Raw genomic sequence first — 18,125 nt, 5'->3', positions numbered from 1 at the left:
GCCAGAGCAACAGCAACAGCGCAAGATCAGGCAGTCGTGTAGATACCTATGTCCGCTCTGGGCTGCGTAGCAGCCCGTTGCAAAAACCCTGTTCCTCCAATCAGGTCTCGGTAACTTGTTTTAGGGCCGCTTCGCAGCCCAGCGCGGGCGGTGCGACGATTCGACAAGCCCGCTCACCACACGCAATGTCGGCTCCTTCGCCATGCACGCCACCAGATAATCAATAAACACCCGCAACTTCGGCGGCAGGTAACGCGTGGGCGAGTGCAGCAACCACGCCTCGCCATGGTACGACGCAATAAAATCCCACTCCGGCAACACCTGCACCAACCGCCCCTCCTCCAGGGCATGGCGCGCGGTAAAGTACGGCAAGCTGGCAATTCCCACGTGCTGCAACACTGCGTCCAGCCGCACACCGGTGTGATTCGCCGCATAACGCCCGCGCACGCCGACCGTCACCGTCTTGCCGGCCTGACGAAATTTCCAGCGTGAGTCGCCAGGGGTTTCGCCGAGGTAGATACAGCTGTGCTCCAGCAAATCGTGGGGGTGCGCGGGCGCGCCCTGTTCGGCCAGGTATTGCGGCGTCGCACACACCAAATGTTCGATCGGCAGTAACTGGCGCCCCACCAGCCCCGGCGGTGGGCTGTCGGTGATACGGATGCTGAGGTCGACGTTGTCATCGATCAGGTCCACCTGCCGGTCCTCAAGGATCAGTTGCACGTCCACCTTGGGGTAACGCCGCAGAAATTCCGGCATATGCGGGTGCACCACAAACCGCCCGACCGCCTTGGGCACGCTGACCCGCACCAGGCCCTCGGCTTCGTGGGTGAACTGGCCGCCGACCTCCATCACCGAACGCGCTGCGTTGACCATCTCCTGACAGCGCTTGAACACCTCTTCACCGCCCTCGCTCAAGCACAATTTGCGCGTGGTGCGCTGCAACAAGCGGGTGGCCAGGGCCTTTTCCAAGCGCGAAATACTGCGGCTCACCGCCGACGGCGAAACGCTCAGTTGCCGTGCCGCTTCGGAAAAGCTGCCGGCTTCCACCACCTTGACGAAAATCGCCATTTCACCCAGCAGCGGCAAGGGAAGATTGATGCTCATGATGCACAGGTCCATTGATAATTGAGCGGATTATCACCCATCCAAGCACTATTTATACTGCCCGTAAAACCCTGATGCGGAGGTAAAGAATGACCGAGCGCCTGTTTTTCACCCACGACCACCTGACCGCCGAACTTGAAGTGCTCAGCTGCACGCCTCACGAGGACCAGTTTGCAGTGGTCCTGCAATCGACGATTTTCCACCCTCAGGGCGGCGGCCAGCCGTTCGACACCGGCACACTCGGCGATAGCAACGTGCTGCGCGTCATCCAGGAGGCTGATCGCGTGGTGCATTACCTCGACAGGCCCGTGCAACCGGGACCGATCAGCGCGCGCGTCGATGCCCAGCGCCGCGCCCTGCACACCCGCCTGCATTCGGCCGGGCACCTGATCGGCAATGTCGGCGAAATCCTGGGCTGGATGCCGATCAAGGCGCACCACTGGCCGGGCGAAGGCAAGATCACCTTTATCCGCGGCGAAACCGCTCAAGCGATGGACGCCGAGGCGATGCAGCAGCAGATCAACCAGTGGATCGCCGCTGACTGCCCACGCCACATGACCCTGGAAGACGGCAGCCGCGAAGTGGGCTTCGGTGACTTGCCCGCGTATGCCTGCGGTGGCACCCATGTGCAGACGCTGGGCGAGTTGGGACGGGTGACCATCCTGGCCCTGTCGGAGAAAAAGGGCGCGCTGTCGGTGCGTTACAGTCTCGACTGAATCACCGCTTGCTCACTCCCACAGGTATCAAACCGCAACCGCCCCCGCCCGCCCCGACTCCACCACAAACGACTTCAACGTCGACACCCCGGCCGCCGGATCACGCGGATCGCTGATCACCCGAAAGTGCGTGAGCATCTGCTGCTCTTTCAATTCCACCGACATATACCCGCGCTGGCGGCTGTCAAAAAACTTCACATGCGGGTTGAGCGGCAGGATCTTGTTGAACGCTTCATAGGGCGGGCCGTCGGACGTCACCGAGCTGCCGACGAACTCGGTGGCGACCACCGGCGAGTCCGGTTTGTCGGCGTCGGCGTGCAGGTCCGTCACCCAGAACGAATGGATATCGCCCGCCCAGAACACCGGGTTCTTCACGCGATTGCGCTCGATCGACGCGAGCATGCGCGTGCGGTTGGCCATGTAACCATCCCAGCCATCGGTCCAGCGTCCCGGTTTGTGGTTAGTCAGGTCACGCTGCGCCAGCGGGGCGACCAGCAGGTCCTGGGCGATCAGGTTCCACTGCGCCTTCGACTGGGCAAAGCCCTGGTCCAGCCAGGCCTCCTGCTGCCAACCGAGCATGGTGCGAGCGGGGTCGCGCAAGTCGCTGCACAGATTGGTGGCGATATGTCCTTGATGGCTGCCATTGGGCAGGACGCAGGGTTGCTCGGAGCGGTATTGGCGACCGTCGAGCACATGCAAGCGTGCAAGCCAGCCGTAGTCCAGACGCCGGTAGATGCGCATATCCGGGCCTCTCGGCAAGCTGCTGGCACGCAGTGGCATATGCTCGTAATAGGCTTGGTAGGCCGCTGTGCGTTGCTGAAGAAATTGCGCCACCGCGATCTTCGGGTCCTGGGACCAGCGGTTGGCATAGTCGTTCTGTACCTCGTGATCGTCCCAGGTTGCCACGCAAGGCGCGGCGGCGTGCAAGGCTTGCAAGTCGGGATCGGTCTTGTACAGCGCGTAGCGGTTGCGGTAATCACTCAGGCTCACCGCATTGCCGGCGCCGTGAGCACGCACGACCTTGCCGGAGTCGGCGGCAAAAGAGTTGTCGTAGATATAGTCGCCCAGGAAAAACACCAGGTCGGGTTGTTCCGCGGCGAGATGCCGATAGGCGCTGAAATAACCGCGCTCCCAGTGGGAACAGGAAACAAAACCCAGGCGCGCGGATGCCATGGCGTGCGCGGCGGGCGCCGTGCGTGACTGCCCCACCGGGCTCTGGGCGCCAAGCCCCTCGAACTGATACCAGTACGGCCGGCCCGCCTCCAACCCGGCGACCTCCACATGCACCGAATGCGCAAACCGCTCGCTGGCCGTGACCTCGCCGTGGCGTACCACCCGCGTCATCGCCGCATCAGTGGCCACCCGCCAACGCACCGGCACCGCGCGACGCAAGCCGCCGCGACCGTCAGCGGCATTGAACAACGGCGCCAGGCGCGTCCAGATCACAAAGCCATCCGGCAACGGATCGCCCGAGGCCACACCAAGGGTGAACGGATAATCCACCCCGGCGCTGCGGGCGAAGGGGCTGAGCAGCGAAAAAGTGGTGGCAACGGCCAGTCCGGCGAGTACGCGTCGACGGCTGTGGTCGATGTCGCCGCTCATGAGCGCAACGCCCAGTCTTTGCGCAGGGTGGCAAACACCAGCATGTCTTCATGCACCCCATTCTTTAGAAAAGCACCGCGCAGGCAGCCTTCATACCGCAGGCCGATTTTTTCCATGACCCGCGCCGACGCCTTGTTGCGGCTGAAGCACTGGCTGCCCACGCGGTACAGTCCCAACTCCGTGAAGCCGTAGTCCATCAACGCGCTCGCCGCTTCTGCCGCATACCCTTGATTGCGTGCCTGCGCCGCCACCCAGCCACCCAAGTTCCCGTAGAGATGGTCAGCCTTGACCCGCAGGCTGAGCACGCCGATCAATTCACCGCTGTCGCGACGATGCATACCCAGACTCAACACCCCCTCGGCGCGAAATTTTTCCTGCATACCTTCGATAAAATCCAACGCGACTTGCAGGGTGTAAGGCGACGGAATGCTCGCGGTATCGTCGGCAATCTTCGGGCCGTTGGCGAGGGTGGACAACGTCTCGGCCTGGTGCTTTTCAAGCGCACGCAATAGCAGTCGCGGGGTGGACAAACATGGCAATTCGCTACTCATTCCCGGGGGCCCTCGATGTAAAGTTTTCGAGAATGCCCCCTCCGAGTTGCAGTTCTGTGACACCCGAAAAATGACCGGTAAGTCGTCTGTAATACCCGTCCTAGAGCGCTCAAAACGTCAATTAAAGTTAACCAATCGGTCATTTTTCGTTGTTAGCGTGTTGCCCCTAATTCAATAACGGGGCAACGGAATGAGAACCTGGGACGAACCGAAAAAACGCAAGGCGCACATCGAACTCATCCCGATGATCGACGTGATGATGTTCCTTCTGGTGTTTTTTGTACTCGTGAGCCTGAACGTCATTCCGGCGCTCGGCATGAAGACCCAACTGCCCAGCGCCAGCAGTTCGCAACAGCTCAAACCGCAGAACAAATTCATCCTGACCCTGGGCCTTGCAGGGCAACTGCAGCTGGATGGCAAGGACCTTACGGTCGACGCCCTGGTGCCGGCGCTCAAGGCCGCTGAAAAGCCCGACGCCAAGTCGACCATCATCGTTAACAGCGACAAGGGCGTGGAGGTGTCACGCCTGGTGGAGGTGATGGATACCCTGCGCCTGGGTGGCTTTACCTCCGTGTCCATCGCCACGCGCAAGTCTTGATCATGTACGTCCTGTTTCGTGCGCGTCAGTTGCTGGGCGGTGTCCCGGCCGTGATCGCTCTGGTGCTGATTGCACTGGGTATCCAGTCACAGACGCTGAAAGTCGAGCCGGTGTACGACGAGTCGGCGGTCGAATTGGCATTGGTTGAGCCAGAGCCGGAAGTGGTCCCTGAGCCAGCGGTGGAGCAGGAGCCGCCACCGCCGGTGATCGAAGATCAAGAGGCTGAACCTGCGCCACCACCGCCACCGCCACCGCCCAAGCCGGTGCCAAAACCCGAGCCCAAGCCCAAGCCGGTGCCCAAGCCAGCAGTGGCCAAAACCGCGCCCACCCCGCCACCGGTGGCCGCGACCAAACCGGCACCGCCCGTGGCCGCCCCGGTCGCCCCGACGCCCGCATCACCCGCGCCGCCCAAGGTCGATGGCCAAGCGCTGGAGGGCGGCTATCTCAAGGGATTGCGCAACGAACTGGACACCTACAAGCAATACCCCACCGGCCGCCAGGCGTCTCTGGAACGCCCGACCGGCGAGGTGGTGGTGTGGCTGCTGGTGGACCGCCAGGGCCGGGTACTCGACTCCGGCCTGCAGACCCAGGCGTCGAGCATGTTACTCAACCGGGCCGCGACCAACAGCCTGCGTCGCATCAAGCAAGTCAAGCCGTTCCCCGAGCAAGCCTTCGGGGGCCGCAATGAGCAGCGCTTCACCGCCACCTTCAACTACAGCGTGCAATAAGCACCCGACACCAGGACGACACTGATGAGGCTCACAAGGATTCAGCTGGCACTCGTTGCCGCAAGCATGGGGCACGGCATGGCCATGGCCGACACCGGCGAAAGCGATGTCGGCACCATTGGCGTACAAGGCAAGGCCACCGCGGGTGGCGGCTACATGGTGCAGGAAGAAAGCATCAAAGGCCGCTCCACGGTGACCAAGGAAGCGCTGGATAAACAGAGCGCCACCGGCAACGCCATCGACAAGCTCAAGTACACGCCAGGGCTGAACATTTCCAGCGAAGACAACACCGGCTTGTCGGGTTTTCGCTTCACCATGCGCGGGCTCAACTCCGACCAGGTGGGGATGTCGGTGGACGGCATGCCGATCAACGACTCGGGCAACTACGCGCTGTATTCCAACCTGCTGGGCGACCCGGAAAACATTGACCAGATCTTCGTCACCCAAGGCTCCGCCGAGTCCGACGGCCCACACATTGGCTCCAGCGGCGGCAATATCGGCATCGTGACCCTTCGCCCGACCAAGGAAACCGGCGCGTTCGTCAAACAGATCATGGGCAGCAACGCCACGCGCAAGACCTTCGCGCGGCTCAATACGGGTGAAGTCAACGGCCTGAGCAACTGGTTGTCGGCATCCCACACCGAAGGTCAGATGTGGCGCGGTTCGGGCGCCGTGCGCGCGGACAAGGTGGAGTGGAACAGCTTCTTCGACGCCGGCAACGGCAACACGGCCAATCTGATCCTCAAGTATCACGAGCAGGACAACAACAGTTACAGCCAATTGACCAAGGGCCAGTTCCAACAGAACGGCCGCAAGTTCGACCCCTACCCCGCCACGCCGACCGTGGGCGGCAACGGCAAGCTCAACAGCTATTACGCCCTGGCACAGAACCCGTTCCAGACCTTTACGGGCGTGCTCAATACCCAGTTCAAACTGGCTGACAATCTGGCCCTGTCGGTGATTCCGTATTACTTCTGGGGTAACGGCAGCGGCGTCGGCTCGTCCAGCTACGCCCTCAACAGCGGCTCCAACGCAGGCGGTGTGTTCGACTTGAGCAACCTGCCCTCCGCCGCCCAGTACAACGCCGACGGCTCGTCCACCACCGGCGTCTACTACCGCCCTTCGCGCACGCAGACCTGGCGCCCGGGCATCACCACCAAGCTGAACTGGGACCTGGAAGAACACAGCCTGCAATTTGGCTATTGGTACGAGCGCGCGCGCCAAAGCCAGACCCAGCCGTTCATTGCCCTGAAGAACAGCGGCAAGCCCACCGATACCTGGCCCGATGGCGATGCCGTGGTCGATGCCAACGGTAACACCGTGCAGGGCCGTGACCGCTTCACCGTGACCCCGGCGCAGAAGGTCTGGGCACAGGACACGTGGTACATCAACCCTGACTGGACCCTGGTCGCGGGCCTGGCCTACATGAACGTCAAGCGCGACGGCACCAACCACGGCAGCCTCACCGAACAGGCGGAAAAACGCAGCCAGACCTACAACAAGCTGCTGCCCAACGTCGGCCTCAAGTACCAGTTGGATGAGCGCGATCAGCTGTTCTACAGCCTGTCGCGCAACATGCGCATCCCGCAGAACTACGTGCTGTACGACAAGGGCGCCGGCTCCATCGACGCCAAGCCGGAAACCAGCTGGAACCACGAACTGGGCTGGCGCTACACCGATGACGACATGACCGTGGCGGCCACTTTGTTTTATATGCAGTTCAAGGATCGTCAGGTTTCGTCCAAGGACATCAACGGCGACTTCGCCGACATCAACGCCGGTTCCGTCAACAACAGCGGCCTGGAGCTGGAGTGGAGCGGCCTGCTGCCCAACCACTTCAACTACTACACCTCCTACACCTACACCAAGGCCGAGCAGCAGGACGACCTGACCGTCTACAACGCAGGCCAGGCCATCCTGTTGCCCACCAGCGGCAAGCAGTTCGCCAACGTGCCGAAAAACATGCTGGCGGCCAACATCGGCTACGACGACGGGCGCTTCTACGGCACGTTCGGCGGCAAGTACACCAGCAAGCTCTATGGCGACCTGACCAACGATGAAGCTATCTCGGGACGCACCGTGTTCAACGCCGGCGCCGGTATTTACCTGCCCGTGGACAAGAAGGTGGTCAAGGACGCGACGCTGCGCCTGAACGTCGACAACCTGTTCGACAAGAAGTACCTGGACGGCGTCTATACCACCAAGACCAACGCGGCCAGCTACAGCGGTTTTCGCGACGGCGACCCGGCCTATATCGTCGGCCTGGAACGCACCGTGACGGTGTCCCTGGAAGCCAATTTCTAACCTGCGAGGTAATTGAACATGGACATGAACCTGCTCCACGACGTCACCTTCTATGTGATGTATGCGGCGATGGCCATCGCCGTCTTTATCGCCATCGAACGCGGCATTTACTTCGCCTATGTGCGCCGTCAGGCGCGCGCGCTGGCCGAGGTGCTCAGCGCCAACGTGCACAGCGAGCGCGACTTGCCCCAGGCACTGACGCGCCGTGACAGCCTGGCGCTGAACATGGTGTTGCCGGTGCTCGCACAGAAGGCCTCCCATGGTTCGCGCAAAGACCTGGATGACGTGATCGAGACCCAGTACCTGAGCACCCGCGCGCCGTTGGCCCGTAGCCTGTGGATCATTGAAACCATCACCACCGCCGCGCCACTGCTAGGCTTGCTGGGGACCATCCTCGGTATCATCGATACCTTCAAGGCGCTGGCCACCGCGGGCGTTTCCGACCCGGGGCAGATTTCCGGCGGCATCGGCACGGCATTGTTTGCGACCGGTCTGGGGATCGCCATTGCGCTGTTTTGCGTGGTGTTCCATAACTTCTTCCAGGACAGCCTGGAGCGTATCAACGACCAGTTGAAGATCCTGCTGATTCGCGCCGCCAGCGGTGCCCGTGAGCAAAGCGAAGTACCGCAACGGGTGCCGACGCCGTTGCACACCCGCACCGCGTGACCGTTTGGCGGCGCACAGGGCGCCCGCCACTTCTGCAATGAAGGGAAGCTATGTCCGTCTCGTTGAAAGTGTGCATCGCAGGCCTGGCAGGCTTGCTCATGAGTCCGCTGGTCCAGGCGGATTTTTCAATCCCGGGGTTTGAACTGGTGCATACCGTACCGGTGGATAGCGCGCTGGGCACCGACGATTTGCGCCAGCCGGGTCCGGTATGGATCGAGTTGTTCGATGCGGCCAAAAGCACGATCGATATCGGCCAGTTCTATGCGGTCGACCATCCGGGATCACGCATGGACGCTGTCCTCGAGCGCCTTGCGGCGGCGGGTAAACGCGGTGTGAAAATTCGTTTTCTGCTCGAAGAAAAAGGCCTGAAACTGTCGGAGCCTGCCACCCTTGAGCGCTTGCGCGCGATCCCCAACCTGACCTTTCGCGTACTGCCCTATGCGCGCGTAAGCGGCGGGATTATCCACGCCAAATACATGGTGGTGGATGGCAAGCAGGCGTTTATCGGCAGCCAGAATTTCGACTGGCGATCCCTCGAACACATCCACGAGACCGGCTTGCGCATCAGCGACCCAACGGTGGTAAGCCAGGTGCAGGCGATCTTCAACCAGGACTGGCAAGCCCAGGCGGCGCTTGGCGCCAACAAACCCGTGCCCCTGCCCGCCAAAGGCCAGGCCCCTGCACGCACCGGCAACTACCTGGTCGCCAGCCCGCAACGTTACAACCCGCCGGGCGTCGGTGATTCACAGCAGGAATTGCCGCGTCTGCTCAACGACGCCAAACACGAAGTCCGCGTGCAACTGCTCGACTACGCACCGCTGTCCTATGGACCGGACAACGCCCGGCCCTATTACGCGGTGATCGACAACGCGGTGCGCGCCGCTGCGGCGCGTGGTGTGTCAATCAAGTTGATGGTGTCCAACTGGAACACCGACGCGCTTGAACTGCCCTACCTGAAAAGCCTGGCCGTGTTGCCCAACGTGCAGATCAAAATCGTCACCCTGCCCCAGGCCAGGCAAGGTTTTATCCCGTATGCACGGGTGATCCACAGCAAGACGATGGAAATCGATGGGCAAGTGGCGTGGGTAGGCACCAGCAATTGGCTGGGTGGTTACCTGGATAATTCGCGCAACCTGGAGGTGGTGATGCGCAGTGAAGCGATGGCCAAGCGTGTAGGAGAGTTGCATGAACAGCTATGGGACGGACCCTACGCCAAAGCCCTGAACCTGACCGATGAGTACGCAGTGCCACACCCTGGCCAGCCTTGACCATGGCCACCTGAGTAATGGTAATGTGTGGAAATATTTCTGACATATCGATCAGAAATCTCCCACTTCATTTTGCAAAGGAATGCCTTCAGCGATGCACCTTCCATTCAAGCAATTGGCGGCGGCCACCCTGTTCGCAGCCGGCCTCTCGATCCTGACAACGCCCGCGTTCGCCAACATCACTCCAGAGCAAAGTACGGCGATTCTAAAGCAGTTCAATGAAACGTCCGTCACGGATTTCCGCGGTTTCCTCGGCACGTTGGCGAAAGGCGAGCTGGGCAAAACCACGGGCGCAGGCCCGGCGATTAACGCCTTTCTCGACAACAAAACCCTGGACGCCGAACAGCAGAACGAAATCCACCGCCTGCTGGGCATTTATACGCGGGTGAAATACGGCAAAGCCGCCCTCGATACTTTGCGCGAACTGGTGGAAATCCCGACCTTCAACGTGGACGGTGTGCCGCAGTATAAAAACCCTGAATTCATCAAGATCGCCGGCAAGATCGAGGCGCTGGCGAAGGCCTTCGACTTGAACTTTCGCAACATCGACAACCGCGTCTACGAAATCTCCCTGCAAGGCAGCGGCGACGAGGTGGTCGGCATTCATGCCCACGCCGATGTGGTGCCGGTGACGCCGGAAAATTGGGTATTGAAGGACGGCACCAAACTCGACCCGTTCAAGGTCACGCTGATCGGTGACCGCATGTACGGTCGCGGCACCGAGGATGACAAAAACGGCATCGTGGTGGCGATGTACGCGATGAAGGTGATCAAGGACGAAAAACTGCCGCTGGCGCGCAACTTCAAGCTGCTGATCGACACCACCGAGGAAACCTCCGGCGACGCGATCCCCTATTACTTCGAACGCAACCCGACGCCGCAGTACAACCTGGCGCTGGACGGCGGCTACCCGGTGGTGATTGCCGAGAAAGGCTACGGTACGGTGATGGCCACTTTCCCGCGCCGCAAGGGTGAAGGCGAAGGCGCAGAAATCGTCGCGATGACCGGTGGCATGGCCACCAACCAGATTCCATCGGCATCGGTGGCTACTTTCGTCAGCGATAAACCAGCCGAACTGGCCGCCAGCCTGCAAAAGGCCGGCGACGGCTACGCCAAGCGCAACGGCGGTGACTTTACCGTCGTGTCGAAGGTCGAGGGCAAGGACGTCAAACTGACCGTCACCGGCGTGTCGGCGCACTCGTCCGAACCGGAGTCGGGCATCAACCCGGTGGCGCGCATGCTGGAGCTGATTCACAGCGTCGACGGCAAGATCGCTCTCAAGCACAACCACATCACCGACGCCGCGCGTTACGCCGCCGACAACTGGGGCCTGGACTACCTGGGCAGCAAATTGGGCGTGGGCTTCGCCGACGATTTCATGGGCCCGCTGACCACTTCGTTGACCTTTGTCGGCCAGGATGACAAGGCCTTCAAATTGGCGGTGAACCTGCGTGTGCCCAAGGGCAAGTCGCCGGAAACCCTCAAGGCCCAAATCGCCGACAAACTCAGCGCCTGGGACAAGCAGACCCAGGTCGACGTGAATTTCACCTACTCCATCGCCGAACCGATGTACCGCAACCCGGAAGGCGAGTGGGTGAAGGCGCTGCTGGCGGTGGCCACGGAGAACCTGGGCATGGAACATAAGTTCGGCACCTCGGCCGGCGCAACGTCGGTGCACGAATTGCCCAACGGCGTGCAATTCGGCCTGGCGCGTCCGGAAGTGAAGTACACCGGGCATACCGACAACGAGTTCAAGACCGTCGACCAGTTCCTGTTAGACCTGCAGATCGTCACCGAGATGATGGGCCGTATCGGACAGTTGCCGAAGCTCTGATTAGTGGAGGTTATTGTTTACCGCCGGGGCGGGCGTTCGTTGCTCTAGGTTGCGGTCTTTGCCCGAGAAGACCCCACCATGAACGCCCACCCCGCGCCCGCCGATCAACGCGTCCTGTCGCAGGCTTACCTGCAAAAAGTATTCGCTGACAGACCCGGCCTGGAAGACGTCGCCAATGCCCTGCTTCAGCAGGGTTTGAACCAACGCTTCGCCTCCCAGGCGTTGCGCCGCCAACCTGGCCATTGGGCAACCCATCAAAGACAGCACCGGCGGCTACACGCAGATCCGCTCGGCGGCGGATGCGCTGATCAAACGCGTCATGCGGGGCGAAGCGGTCCACTACGCGCCCGACCGTCACGTTGTCCTCAATGTCAGCGGCACAATTCCCAAGGCGCTGAGCAGCGCGATGACGATCAATGACCTGGCGCAATTGATCAACCAGACCGGACCGTTGTTGGTCGCGCGTTTTCAGCAGCGCCTGGCCGATTATTGGAGTGAACCGGCCACACTGGTCGACCCCTTGAGCAGTCGCTGGCGCAGCGTGTCCAAACACCTGAACCTGTGCCTGAAAAAAGCGCCACAGGTGCCGCCGCTCAGCATCGAACACTCGCGGCGTGTGCTCGGCGACCTGTATCCCACGCGGGAAGAACGTGATACTGCTGCCGGACCCGACCAGTACCCCGTGTTCCTGATACACGCCGTGAGCGGTCCGGGACCGGGAGAATGGCTGACCCTGTTACTGCTCAAACGCCGCTGGCAAGGCCGTGAAGCCTACTACCTCTATAGCCCGGACGGGAGTTTGCTCAGCCTCGATTCGCTCAATAACGTGGCACCTTTGCTACCGCGCTACATGAGCGATCACCGCTCCGGCGAGGGCATACGCTGGGCGGTGTTCGAACCGGACGGTGATGTGTTCGACCGGCTGGCCCAAACGCTGCTGGAAAAGCAATTGCGCGACGTGGCGCAGATCAGTTGGTCCAGCTTCCCTTCGGTGGGCTATTACAAACAACTGTTCAATACCTTGACGGCGCCCGATGCTTGGTTCTCACCGCCCGACTCACCCCATGCCGAGCTTGACGAGTCCCGCTTACCGGCCTGGTTGCAGGGCGCCAGGCCAGAATTACGCCGGATCTACAGCCAGTGGCTGGATAAATTGGCCGAAGTGGAACGCGCGTCAGCCGGGGCCGATTACCTCGATGGCGTGGACACGATCAGCGTCTACACACGCAAAGCCCTGCAAAAACAGATGGCGCGGGACTACCCACAGGAAGTGGCGATCAATCCGGACGATTACGCGGTTGCAATCACCCGCACCCAGGGCGGAACCGTCGGCTGGACACACATCACCGAACGCAGTCTGACGGAGTGGGCGCTGGATAATCCCTTTACGTCGTCCTACGCCCACGCCGAGATCAAGAACCTCAAGGAGCCCGGCTATGTGCCGGATTGGTGGCTTACGACTGATTACCTCAAGACCTTGATCGAACAGGTCGATATCGGCCAACACTACCCGGCTTTTCTTGAGCAAACCCTCACCGGTGACAGCACCGACGTGCGCCGCCGGCAGCAGCTGTTTCATGACCATGCCCGTGTGCAGCTCCCATTGCTGGCGTTGGAACACCTGCTGCGCGGGCGCGCCGGGTTCACTTGGGAGAGCTTCAAAACGCTGCGCGCGTTGCTGGACCCGCAGACGGCCGCGCAACGGGTCAGCGACCACCGCCCCGTCGTCGCCCGGCCATTGGCCTTTCTGTTGCACGCCGGTGCCCGCGCGCGCGTGGCCGCCAATATGTTCCTGATCGGTGCGGCCAATGCGGCCAACTCGCCGCATATTCTCTATCGCCCCGGCGGGCCGCAGATCCTTCAAGCATTCGCCTCCCGGCAAGGCGTGCTGGACGCCATCGCACAAACGGGGACACCGTTGAATATCGCGGTACTGAACAGCCTTGATGAACCTTCGCGCGTGCTGTTTGGCAACGGCGGCTTTCTCAGTCCTCATACTCAGCGCCAACTGCAAGGCGATGAACACAGCCCGTCTACCGCTTCATCCCCGGCACTGCTCAGTGATGAACAGGTGGCCGGGGACTTTCTGCAGCATGTGTTCAAGGAAAATGCCAAGGCGCTGGTGGCCAAGGCCAGGCAACAAGCAGTGTCGACCCAGGCACAGCGCTGGGCCGCGTTTCGCAACGATCTCTGGCAGGTGTTCAATACCGTGCTGCCGCTGCTGCGAGGGCCACTGGCGACCACCGGGTGGCTGGTCCAACTGATGCGCAGCACCCAGGCGCTGGTGTCGGGCCAGGCACAGGATGCGGCCGCCACCAGCGCAGAGTTTATTTCGTCACTGGCCGGCCTGTTGCTGCACCACGTCGCCACGCTGGACGAACGCCTGGGCATCGCGCCGGCCAAGCCGCACCGGGTGTCGGCAGAGATCGGAGCGGTGCCGGCGCACAATACGCTGCAGTTGGAGGGCAATGCGTTGATGCGCGCGGTACCGCCGAAGGAGATCAGCCCGATCTGCACGCCTTCCTGGTCCAGTGCCACGGCCACGTTGTCGAAGTCCCAGCGCGAAAACCTGGCAACCTTCCGTTGGCGTGCGGAAAACGCGATGGCGTTTCAACGCAACCCGGTGCAGCCCGCTTTTGTCGAGACAAAAGGCCCAACCAAGGGCCTGTACCGAGTGTTCACCCGTGAGCAGCGGTATTACCTGCACGCGCACATCGATAAGGAGTTGTATCCGGTCACAGCGGTGGAAGACGGCTTTCGTGTCATCGATATTCACCAACACGCGCGCCTGGGGCCTTGGGTCAAAAGCGATGGCAACGGGGTGTGGTCGTTCGATCTGCGCCTGCGCTTGCTCGGCGGCATGCGCCGAAGCAGACAGCTGCCCAGTCGCGCCGATATCCAGCGCCGCAATCAGATGCTGGACCAGGACTATCAGCGTGCCCGCGCCGAGCTGGTCCAGTCTGAACGCAGCCTGGAGGCCGCTTTCAAGGTTTACAGCGCGATCCGCGATAACCCCGAGCATCCACGCTTCGGCTACGGCTTCCAACGCTACGAACAGGCACAGCAGGAGCAGGAGCGCTGCCAGGTCACGCTATTGGAGGCGCTCAAGCGTAAACATGAAAACCAGCCGATCAACCAATTCAACACCGAACTGATCGAACAACTGGATGACATGGTGAGCAACCTGCGCCAGCAAATCGCCCTGCAGGTGATCGCGCGCAACGCCGCCAGGGCCTCCAAGGAGGTGTTCGAAGGCTGGATAAACGATCTGGCGGCCACTGACGATGCCGTCGTCCTGCCTGCTCACCAGGCCATCTTCGAACATACGAACACCGCAGCCCGGTTCAACCGGCAACTGCTTGAATTGAGTCTTAAGGAACAGGCGCGTCTGCATGAACGGTCGTCGATTCCCAGCTACGACCCCGCCGCCTATCCGCCGGATGAAATGGCAAAAATGATCGGAACGCCGATGAATTGGCGCACCAAGTTGATCGAAAACTATCAGATCCTGATGCTCAAGCGGCCTCCGATCGGCGCCGAATATGAAAACTACGACCCTCTCTCAAAGACGTTGGACTTGTTGATCCGCGAAGTACTGACGCACGGCAATCTGTTGGCGGCAGACGAGCTGCCACGCGACAAGCGCATCGAACTGCTGGGAGAGGTGATCAAACAGTACACCGCCATCCAGGACCGCCTCGACTTTGTCGGCGCGCCGTCCTCCGACCTGTTCGACCTCAACGTTTTCGAGCAGTTGGAGCGCTTGATCACCGACGTGCGCGAGGAAGCCGAACAGGCACAGGCACAACTGCTCAAAGAGCAAGCCCAGGAACCCACTGCCAAGGCACCCACCCGGCGCCCTTCAGGCTCGCGGCAACGCTTGATCGTGACCCGTAACAAACAAGTGTTCAGGGGACAGGTACGCGAGCGCACACCGGAGCAGGACGCAGACATCGTCGACGTCGAAGAGCCCATTGACCATCAGCGACTGGGAACCTTCAAAGCCAGCGAAGAGACCGGAGTATGGGAAGAAATTTGCGCGCAAGCGCCACGCCCCCATGCACCTGCGCGCAGTGTAAAAAGCCTGATGGGCGATGCCGATATTCTGTTGGAACGCGCTCGGGACGCGATCAATGAGGCCGGCAGGATAGCCCTGGCCTCCAATTCGCCCATTACGGTCGAAGAAGAATTGACCCGGATTGCCGCAAACGCACGCGAGAAGGCCAGCAAACTGCGCCAAGCCATTGATCAACGCGGAAAACCCGCCAGCGCCCGGGAAGCGAGCCAGCTCAATGACCTGGAAACCACGGCAACCGCCTTGACGGAAGAAGGCCGCCTTCTGCGCATTGAAATCATCAAGCGAAACCCGCCGCAAGCTTCGCGAATTCAGTACCTCAAGGAGCAAGGCGAAATCGAAATCGTAAAGATCGAAGGCCGGGTCAAACTGCGCCGCGACGGCGACTACCTGCAGGAATACCTGATCCGCGACAACGACCGCACGCCGCTGGCCTACGCGCACTTTCACTACCGCACGGAACAGGCGCCCCTCGCGGAATTCACCGCCGGGCACCTGAAACGAACCGACCAACGTTATGTGGGCTTTGTCTCAACCGAAGGGCAACCGGCGCAGAATCTGTTGCAGGTGCATCGCAGCGTGATCGGGTCGCGTCTGGCCGAGGCGCTGTTTTTCGGCGTAACACGCACCGTGCCTCGCACTGGCAGGGGCAAGTATTGGTATCGTCGCCGGCTGTTCCGGATGAGCCTCATCGGTTTCAATCGACTTCAACTCGCTGGCCGGAAAGCCCATGCCCGGATCGGGCCGAAAGCGCACGGCGTCATCGGCCGGGTGCGCGGTACTGCCCAAGGGCGGGTGATCGGGCAATGCCTGTTCCAGCAACTGGCAAAAGCGGTACAGGTTGCCTCGGCCACCTGGCCCTGCAGGGCGTCGAGCAGACCGCCGGCTTTCAGCCGGGAATTCGCTGACTGTGGTTCTCGTTCCATCGCAGGCACTTTCCAGTAGGTTGCAGGATCAGCGTGAGCTGGGTGTACAAATGAATGTCGGCATACAAGGAGAAGAAGCGATTGAGCATCTCGCCGAACAGGCTGATGTCGCCCTCCCCTGAGAAGCCATTGGCATCCAGGGTGATTTCGATATCCACCCCGCGCAGCAGAAAGCCTTTCTCAAAACGCTGCACCAAATAATGTTTGACCTCGACAACCGCCGCCAGACGCCGGCGATTGAGTTCGCTGCCGGTCCAGTCGTACAGCGCCAAGGTGCCGCGCAGCACCTCGGCATTGTCGAGCATCGGCAGGAAGTTCGAGCCCAGGTGACTGAGCACCCGCCAGTGAAAGCGGTCGCGGTTCGGCGGGTAGCACGGCAAGGTCGGCGCACACAGGTTGCGCACGCGCAAACCGGACTGGGTGGACTGCACCAGCGTATCGAGCAAGGTGCTTTGCAGCGCCTTGCGCGGCAACTGGCCGTGGGTGCCGGTCAAGCGCAAGGAAAGACTTTCACGTTCGCGCAGGCGGTCCTTGTCGAAGCCCTCGCCGCCCAGAATCAGCCAGGTGTCATGCAGGCCATTCGCCGCGCGCTTCAGGCGCGTATGAAAGTAACGTTCCGGGGCCTCGTCGCGCAGCATGCCGCCCTTGTGGCGAAAGCTGGTGAACGGCACGTAGTCCTGGCGCTCGGCATTCCTCGACGCGGTGACCCGGTCCACCGAATAGATCTCCGTATGGCCGTCCTGCAGGCGCATGGGGCGCAGCAAGTAGTCGGTTTGCAAGGGCGCCAGGGTCAGCGGGTCGGCCTCCAGCGCAAACAAATTAATCACCGGTACCGCGTGCAGGCGGATGTGTTCGCTGTTCAAGTCGAAATTGGTCGGCCAAGGCTCCCGCAACACCACTTCAAGCTCGAACCAGGCGGTACCGGGTGCAATCTTCAACTGCTCCAAGCCACACAAGGTCACGAACATGAATTTTTCACGAAAGCTGAAATACTCCAGCAACAGTTGGTAACCGCTGAAGGCACTGTCACCCTTGGGCCACAGCCGGTCTTCATCGGCAAACCCCTTGGGCGCAAAATGCGCGGTCAGTGGCTGACGTTCGGTCTGTCCGGACCAGCGCACATACATCGCTTGCGCATTCAGGGTCAGCGCCTGATGCAACGCGCTGGCCAGCGGCGCATCGGCATTCAGGTACAGCGGCAAACGGCTGAGATCGATCAGGCTCCAGTCCGTCAACGCCCCACAGGCAAAGCGCAGGCGCAACACTGAGCGACCATCCATTTCATGACCGCGCCCCACCGACTCCAACGCCAGCGGTCGCAGGGTCACGTCCTGGGTGGTGGTGTAACGGCAACGGGTGCGTTGCGAGCCGATGGGTTGCGACAGCACCTCAAAGCCCTGGGCGATCAACTCGCTGCGCTTCATCTGCGCAAGGTCGGGCATCAGCTCAACGACCGACAGCGATGGGATCGTGCGCAGGTAATGCGGCCACAACAGGCTGACCAGCCCCTCGGTCAGCTCCGGCAGGTCATCATCGAGTTTCTCCCGCAGACGGCCCATCAGAAAGGCGAAACCCTCGAACAGGCGCTCCACATAGGGATCCTGCGCGCCCGGTTTGTCCAGGTTGAGCTGCGCGGCCCGATCCGGGAACGCGTCCGCGAACTCCTTGCCGGCCTCGCGCAGATAGCGCATTTCGGAATCGAAGTAGCGCAGTGTCAGATTGTCCATGCTCACAGAAAGAATCCTGATATTGG

General features: G+C 61.3%; 12 protein-coding genes and 2 pseudogenes. 8 read left to right on the top strand and 6 right to left on the bottom strand.

Annotated elements, in window-relative coordinates:
• Nucleotides 1–120: 120 nt before the first annotated feature.
• A complete protein-coding gene (locus tag JWR98_RS08320; RefSeq protein WP_205489733.1) occupies nt 121–1,104 on the bottom strand; it encodes a LysR family transcriptional regulator in 984 nt (327 codons plus the stop codon).
• An 89-nt stretch (nt 1,105–1,193) separates the two neighbouring features.
• On the opposite strand from JWR98_RS08320, the gene JWR98_RS08315 reads away from it, so the two are divergent.
• A complete protein-coding gene (locus tag JWR98_RS08315) occupies nt 1,194–1,820 on the top strand; it encodes an alanyl-tRNA editing protein (RefSeq protein WP_078732356.1) in 627 nt (208 codons plus the stop codon).
• Between the two features lie 27 nt (nt 1,821–1,847).
• Here JWR98_RS08315 and JWR98_RS08310 read toward each other — a convergent pair whose 3' ends face one another.
• Nucleotides 1,848–3,422: an alkaline phosphatase D family protein gene (locus JWR98_RS08310; protein WP_205489732.1), complete on the bottom strand. Its 1,575-nt coding sequence runs from the start codon at nt 3,420–3,422 to the stop codon at nt 1,848–1,850.
• A complete protein-coding gene (locus tag JWR98_RS08305; protein ID WP_078732354.1) occupies nt 3,419–3,973 on the bottom strand; it encodes a GNAT family N-acetyltransferase in 555 nt (184 codons plus the stop codon). The genes JWR98_RS08310 and JWR98_RS08305 overlap by 4 nt, the downstream gene beginning before the upstream one ends.
• A 190-nt stretch (nt 3,974–4,163) precedes the next feature.
• On the opposite strand from JWR98_RS08305, the gene JWR98_RS08300 reads away from it, so the two are divergent.
• The 6 genes from JWR98_RS08300 to JWR98_RS08275 all read left to right on the top strand — a co-directional run bounded on the left by JWR98_RS08300 (nt 4,164) and on the right by JWR98_RS08275 (nt 11,371).
• Nucleotides 4,164–4,571, top strand: a complete 408-nt coding sequence (locus tag JWR98_RS08300) for an ExbD/TolR family protein (protein ID WP_003172867.1) — start codon at nt 4,164–4,166, stop codon at nt 4,569–4,571.
• Between the two features lie 2 nt (nt 4,572–4,573).
• Entirely contained in the window at nt 4,574–5,299 is a 726-nt protein-coding gene (locus tag JWR98_RS08295) for an energy transducer TonB family protein (RefSeq protein WP_205489731.1), read from the top strand.
• Nucleotides 5,300–5,323: 24 nt separating this feature from the next.
• The gene (locus JWR98_RS08290; RefSeq protein WP_078732352.1) at nt 5,324–7,603 is read left to right on the top strand and encodes a TonB-dependent receptor; all 2,280 of its coding nucleotides are present in this window, start codon (nt 5,324–5,326) and stop codon (nt 7,601–7,603) included.
• Nucleotides 7,604–7,621: 18 nt separating this feature from the next.
• Nucleotides 7,622–8,269, top strand: coding sequence for a MotA/TolQ/ExbB proton channel family protein (locus JWR98_RS08285; RefSeq protein ID WP_205489730.1), 648 nt, complete (start codon nt 7,622–7,624; stop codon nt 8,267–8,269).
• A 50-nt stretch (nt 8,270–8,319) separates the two neighbouring features.
• Nucleotides 8,320–9,537, top strand: a complete 1,218-nt coding sequence (locus JWR98_RS08280) for a phospholipase D-like domain-containing protein (protein ID WP_205489728.1) — start codon at nt 8,320–8,322, stop codon at nt 9,535–9,537.
• A 94-nt stretch (nt 9,538–9,631) separates the two neighbouring features.
• A complete protein-coding gene (locus JWR98_RS08275; RefSeq protein ID WP_078732349.1) occupies nt 9,632–11,371 on the top strand; it encodes a dipeptidase in 1,740 nt (579 codons plus the stop codon).
• Here the strand turns inward: JWR98_RS08275 and JWR98_RS08270 are convergent, their stop codons facing one another.
• Nucleotides 11,372–11,614, bottom strand: a complete 243-nt coding sequence (locus tag JWR98_RS08270) for a hypothetical protein (RefSeq protein ID WP_205489726.1) — start codon at nt 11,612–11,614, stop codon at nt 11,372–11,374.
• A 76-nt stretch (nt 11,615–11,690) separates the two neighbouring features.
• Here JWR98_RS08270 and JWR98_RS29960 point away from each other — a divergent pair.
• Nucleotides 11,691–13,265 (top strand): annotated as a pseudogene (locus JWR98_RS29960) (dermonecrotic toxin domain-containing protein); the annotation flags it as partial.
• A 2,841-nt stretch (nt 13,266–16,106) separates the two neighbouring features.
• Here the strand turns inward: JWR98_RS29960 and JWR98_RS08265 are convergent.
• Together JWR98_RS08265 and tssF are read right to left on the bottom strand one after the other, a co-directional pair.
• A pseudogene (locus JWR98_RS08265) lies at nt 16,107–16,372 on the bottom strand (type VI secretion system baseplate subunit TssG); the annotation flags it as partial.
• Complete coding sequence (gene tssF / locus JWR98_RS08260) at nt 16,336–18,105, bottom strand: type VI secretion system baseplate subunit TssF (protein ID WP_205489725.1); 1,770 nt, start codon at nt 18,103–18,105, stop codon at nt 16,336–16,338. The pseudogene JWR98_RS08265 and the gene tssF, both read right to left, overlap by 37 nt.
• Nucleotides 18,106–18,125: the final 20 nt, after the last annotated feature.

Origin of the sequence: Pseudomonas lactucae (assembly GCF_016937615.1) — a bacterium.
GTDB lineage: Bacteria > Pseudomonadota > Gammaproteobacteria > Pseudomonadales > Pseudomonadaceae > Aquipseudomonas > Aquipseudomonas lactucae.
Note: the sequence above shows the minus strand (reverse complement) of the source record. Positions and strands in the feature narration are given on the sequence as shown.

Coding starts and splice junctions, on each gene's coding strand:
- JWR98_RS08320 (WP_205489733.1), bottom strand. CDS start 1,104: ATGAGCATCAATCTTCCCTTGCCGCTGCTGGGTGAAATGGCGATTTTC.
- JWR98_RS08315 (WP_078732356.1), top strand. CDS start 1,194: ATGACCGAGCGCCTGTTTTTCACCCACGACCACCTGACCGCCGAACTT.
- JWR98_RS08310 (WP_205489732.1), bottom strand. CDS start 3,422: ATGAGCGGCGACATCGACCACAGCCGTCGACGCGTACTCGCCGGACTG.
- JWR98_RS08305 (WP_078732354.1), bottom strand. CDS start 3,973: ATGAGTAGCGAATTGCCATGTTTGTCCACCCCGCGACTGCTATTGCGT.
- JWR98_RS08300 (WP_003172867.1), top strand. CDS start 4,164: ATGAGAACCTGGGACGAACCGAAAAAACGCAAGGCGCACATCGAACTC.
- JWR98_RS08295 (WP_205489731.1), top strand. CDS start 4,574: ATGTACGTCCTGTTTCGTGCGCGTCAGTTGCTGGGCGGTGTCCCGGCC.
- JWR98_RS08290 (WP_078732352.1), top strand. CDS start 5,324: ATGAGGCTCACAAGGATTCAGCTGGCACTCGTTGCCGCAAGCATGGGG.
- JWR98_RS08285 (WP_205489730.1), top strand. CDS start 7,622: ATGGACATGAACCTGCTCCACGACGTCACCTTCTATGTGATGTATGCG.
- JWR98_RS08280 (WP_205489728.1), top strand. CDS start 8,320: ATGTCCGTCTCGTTGAAAGTGTGCATCGCAGGCCTGGCAGGCTTGCTC.
- JWR98_RS08275 (WP_078732349.1), top strand. CDS start 9,632: ATGCACCTTCCATTCAAGCAATTGGCGGCGGCCACCCTGTTCGCAGCC.
- JWR98_RS08270 (WP_205489726.1), bottom strand. CDS start 11,614: ATGGCCAGGTTGGCGGCGCAACGCCTGGGAGGCGAAGCGTTGGTTCAA.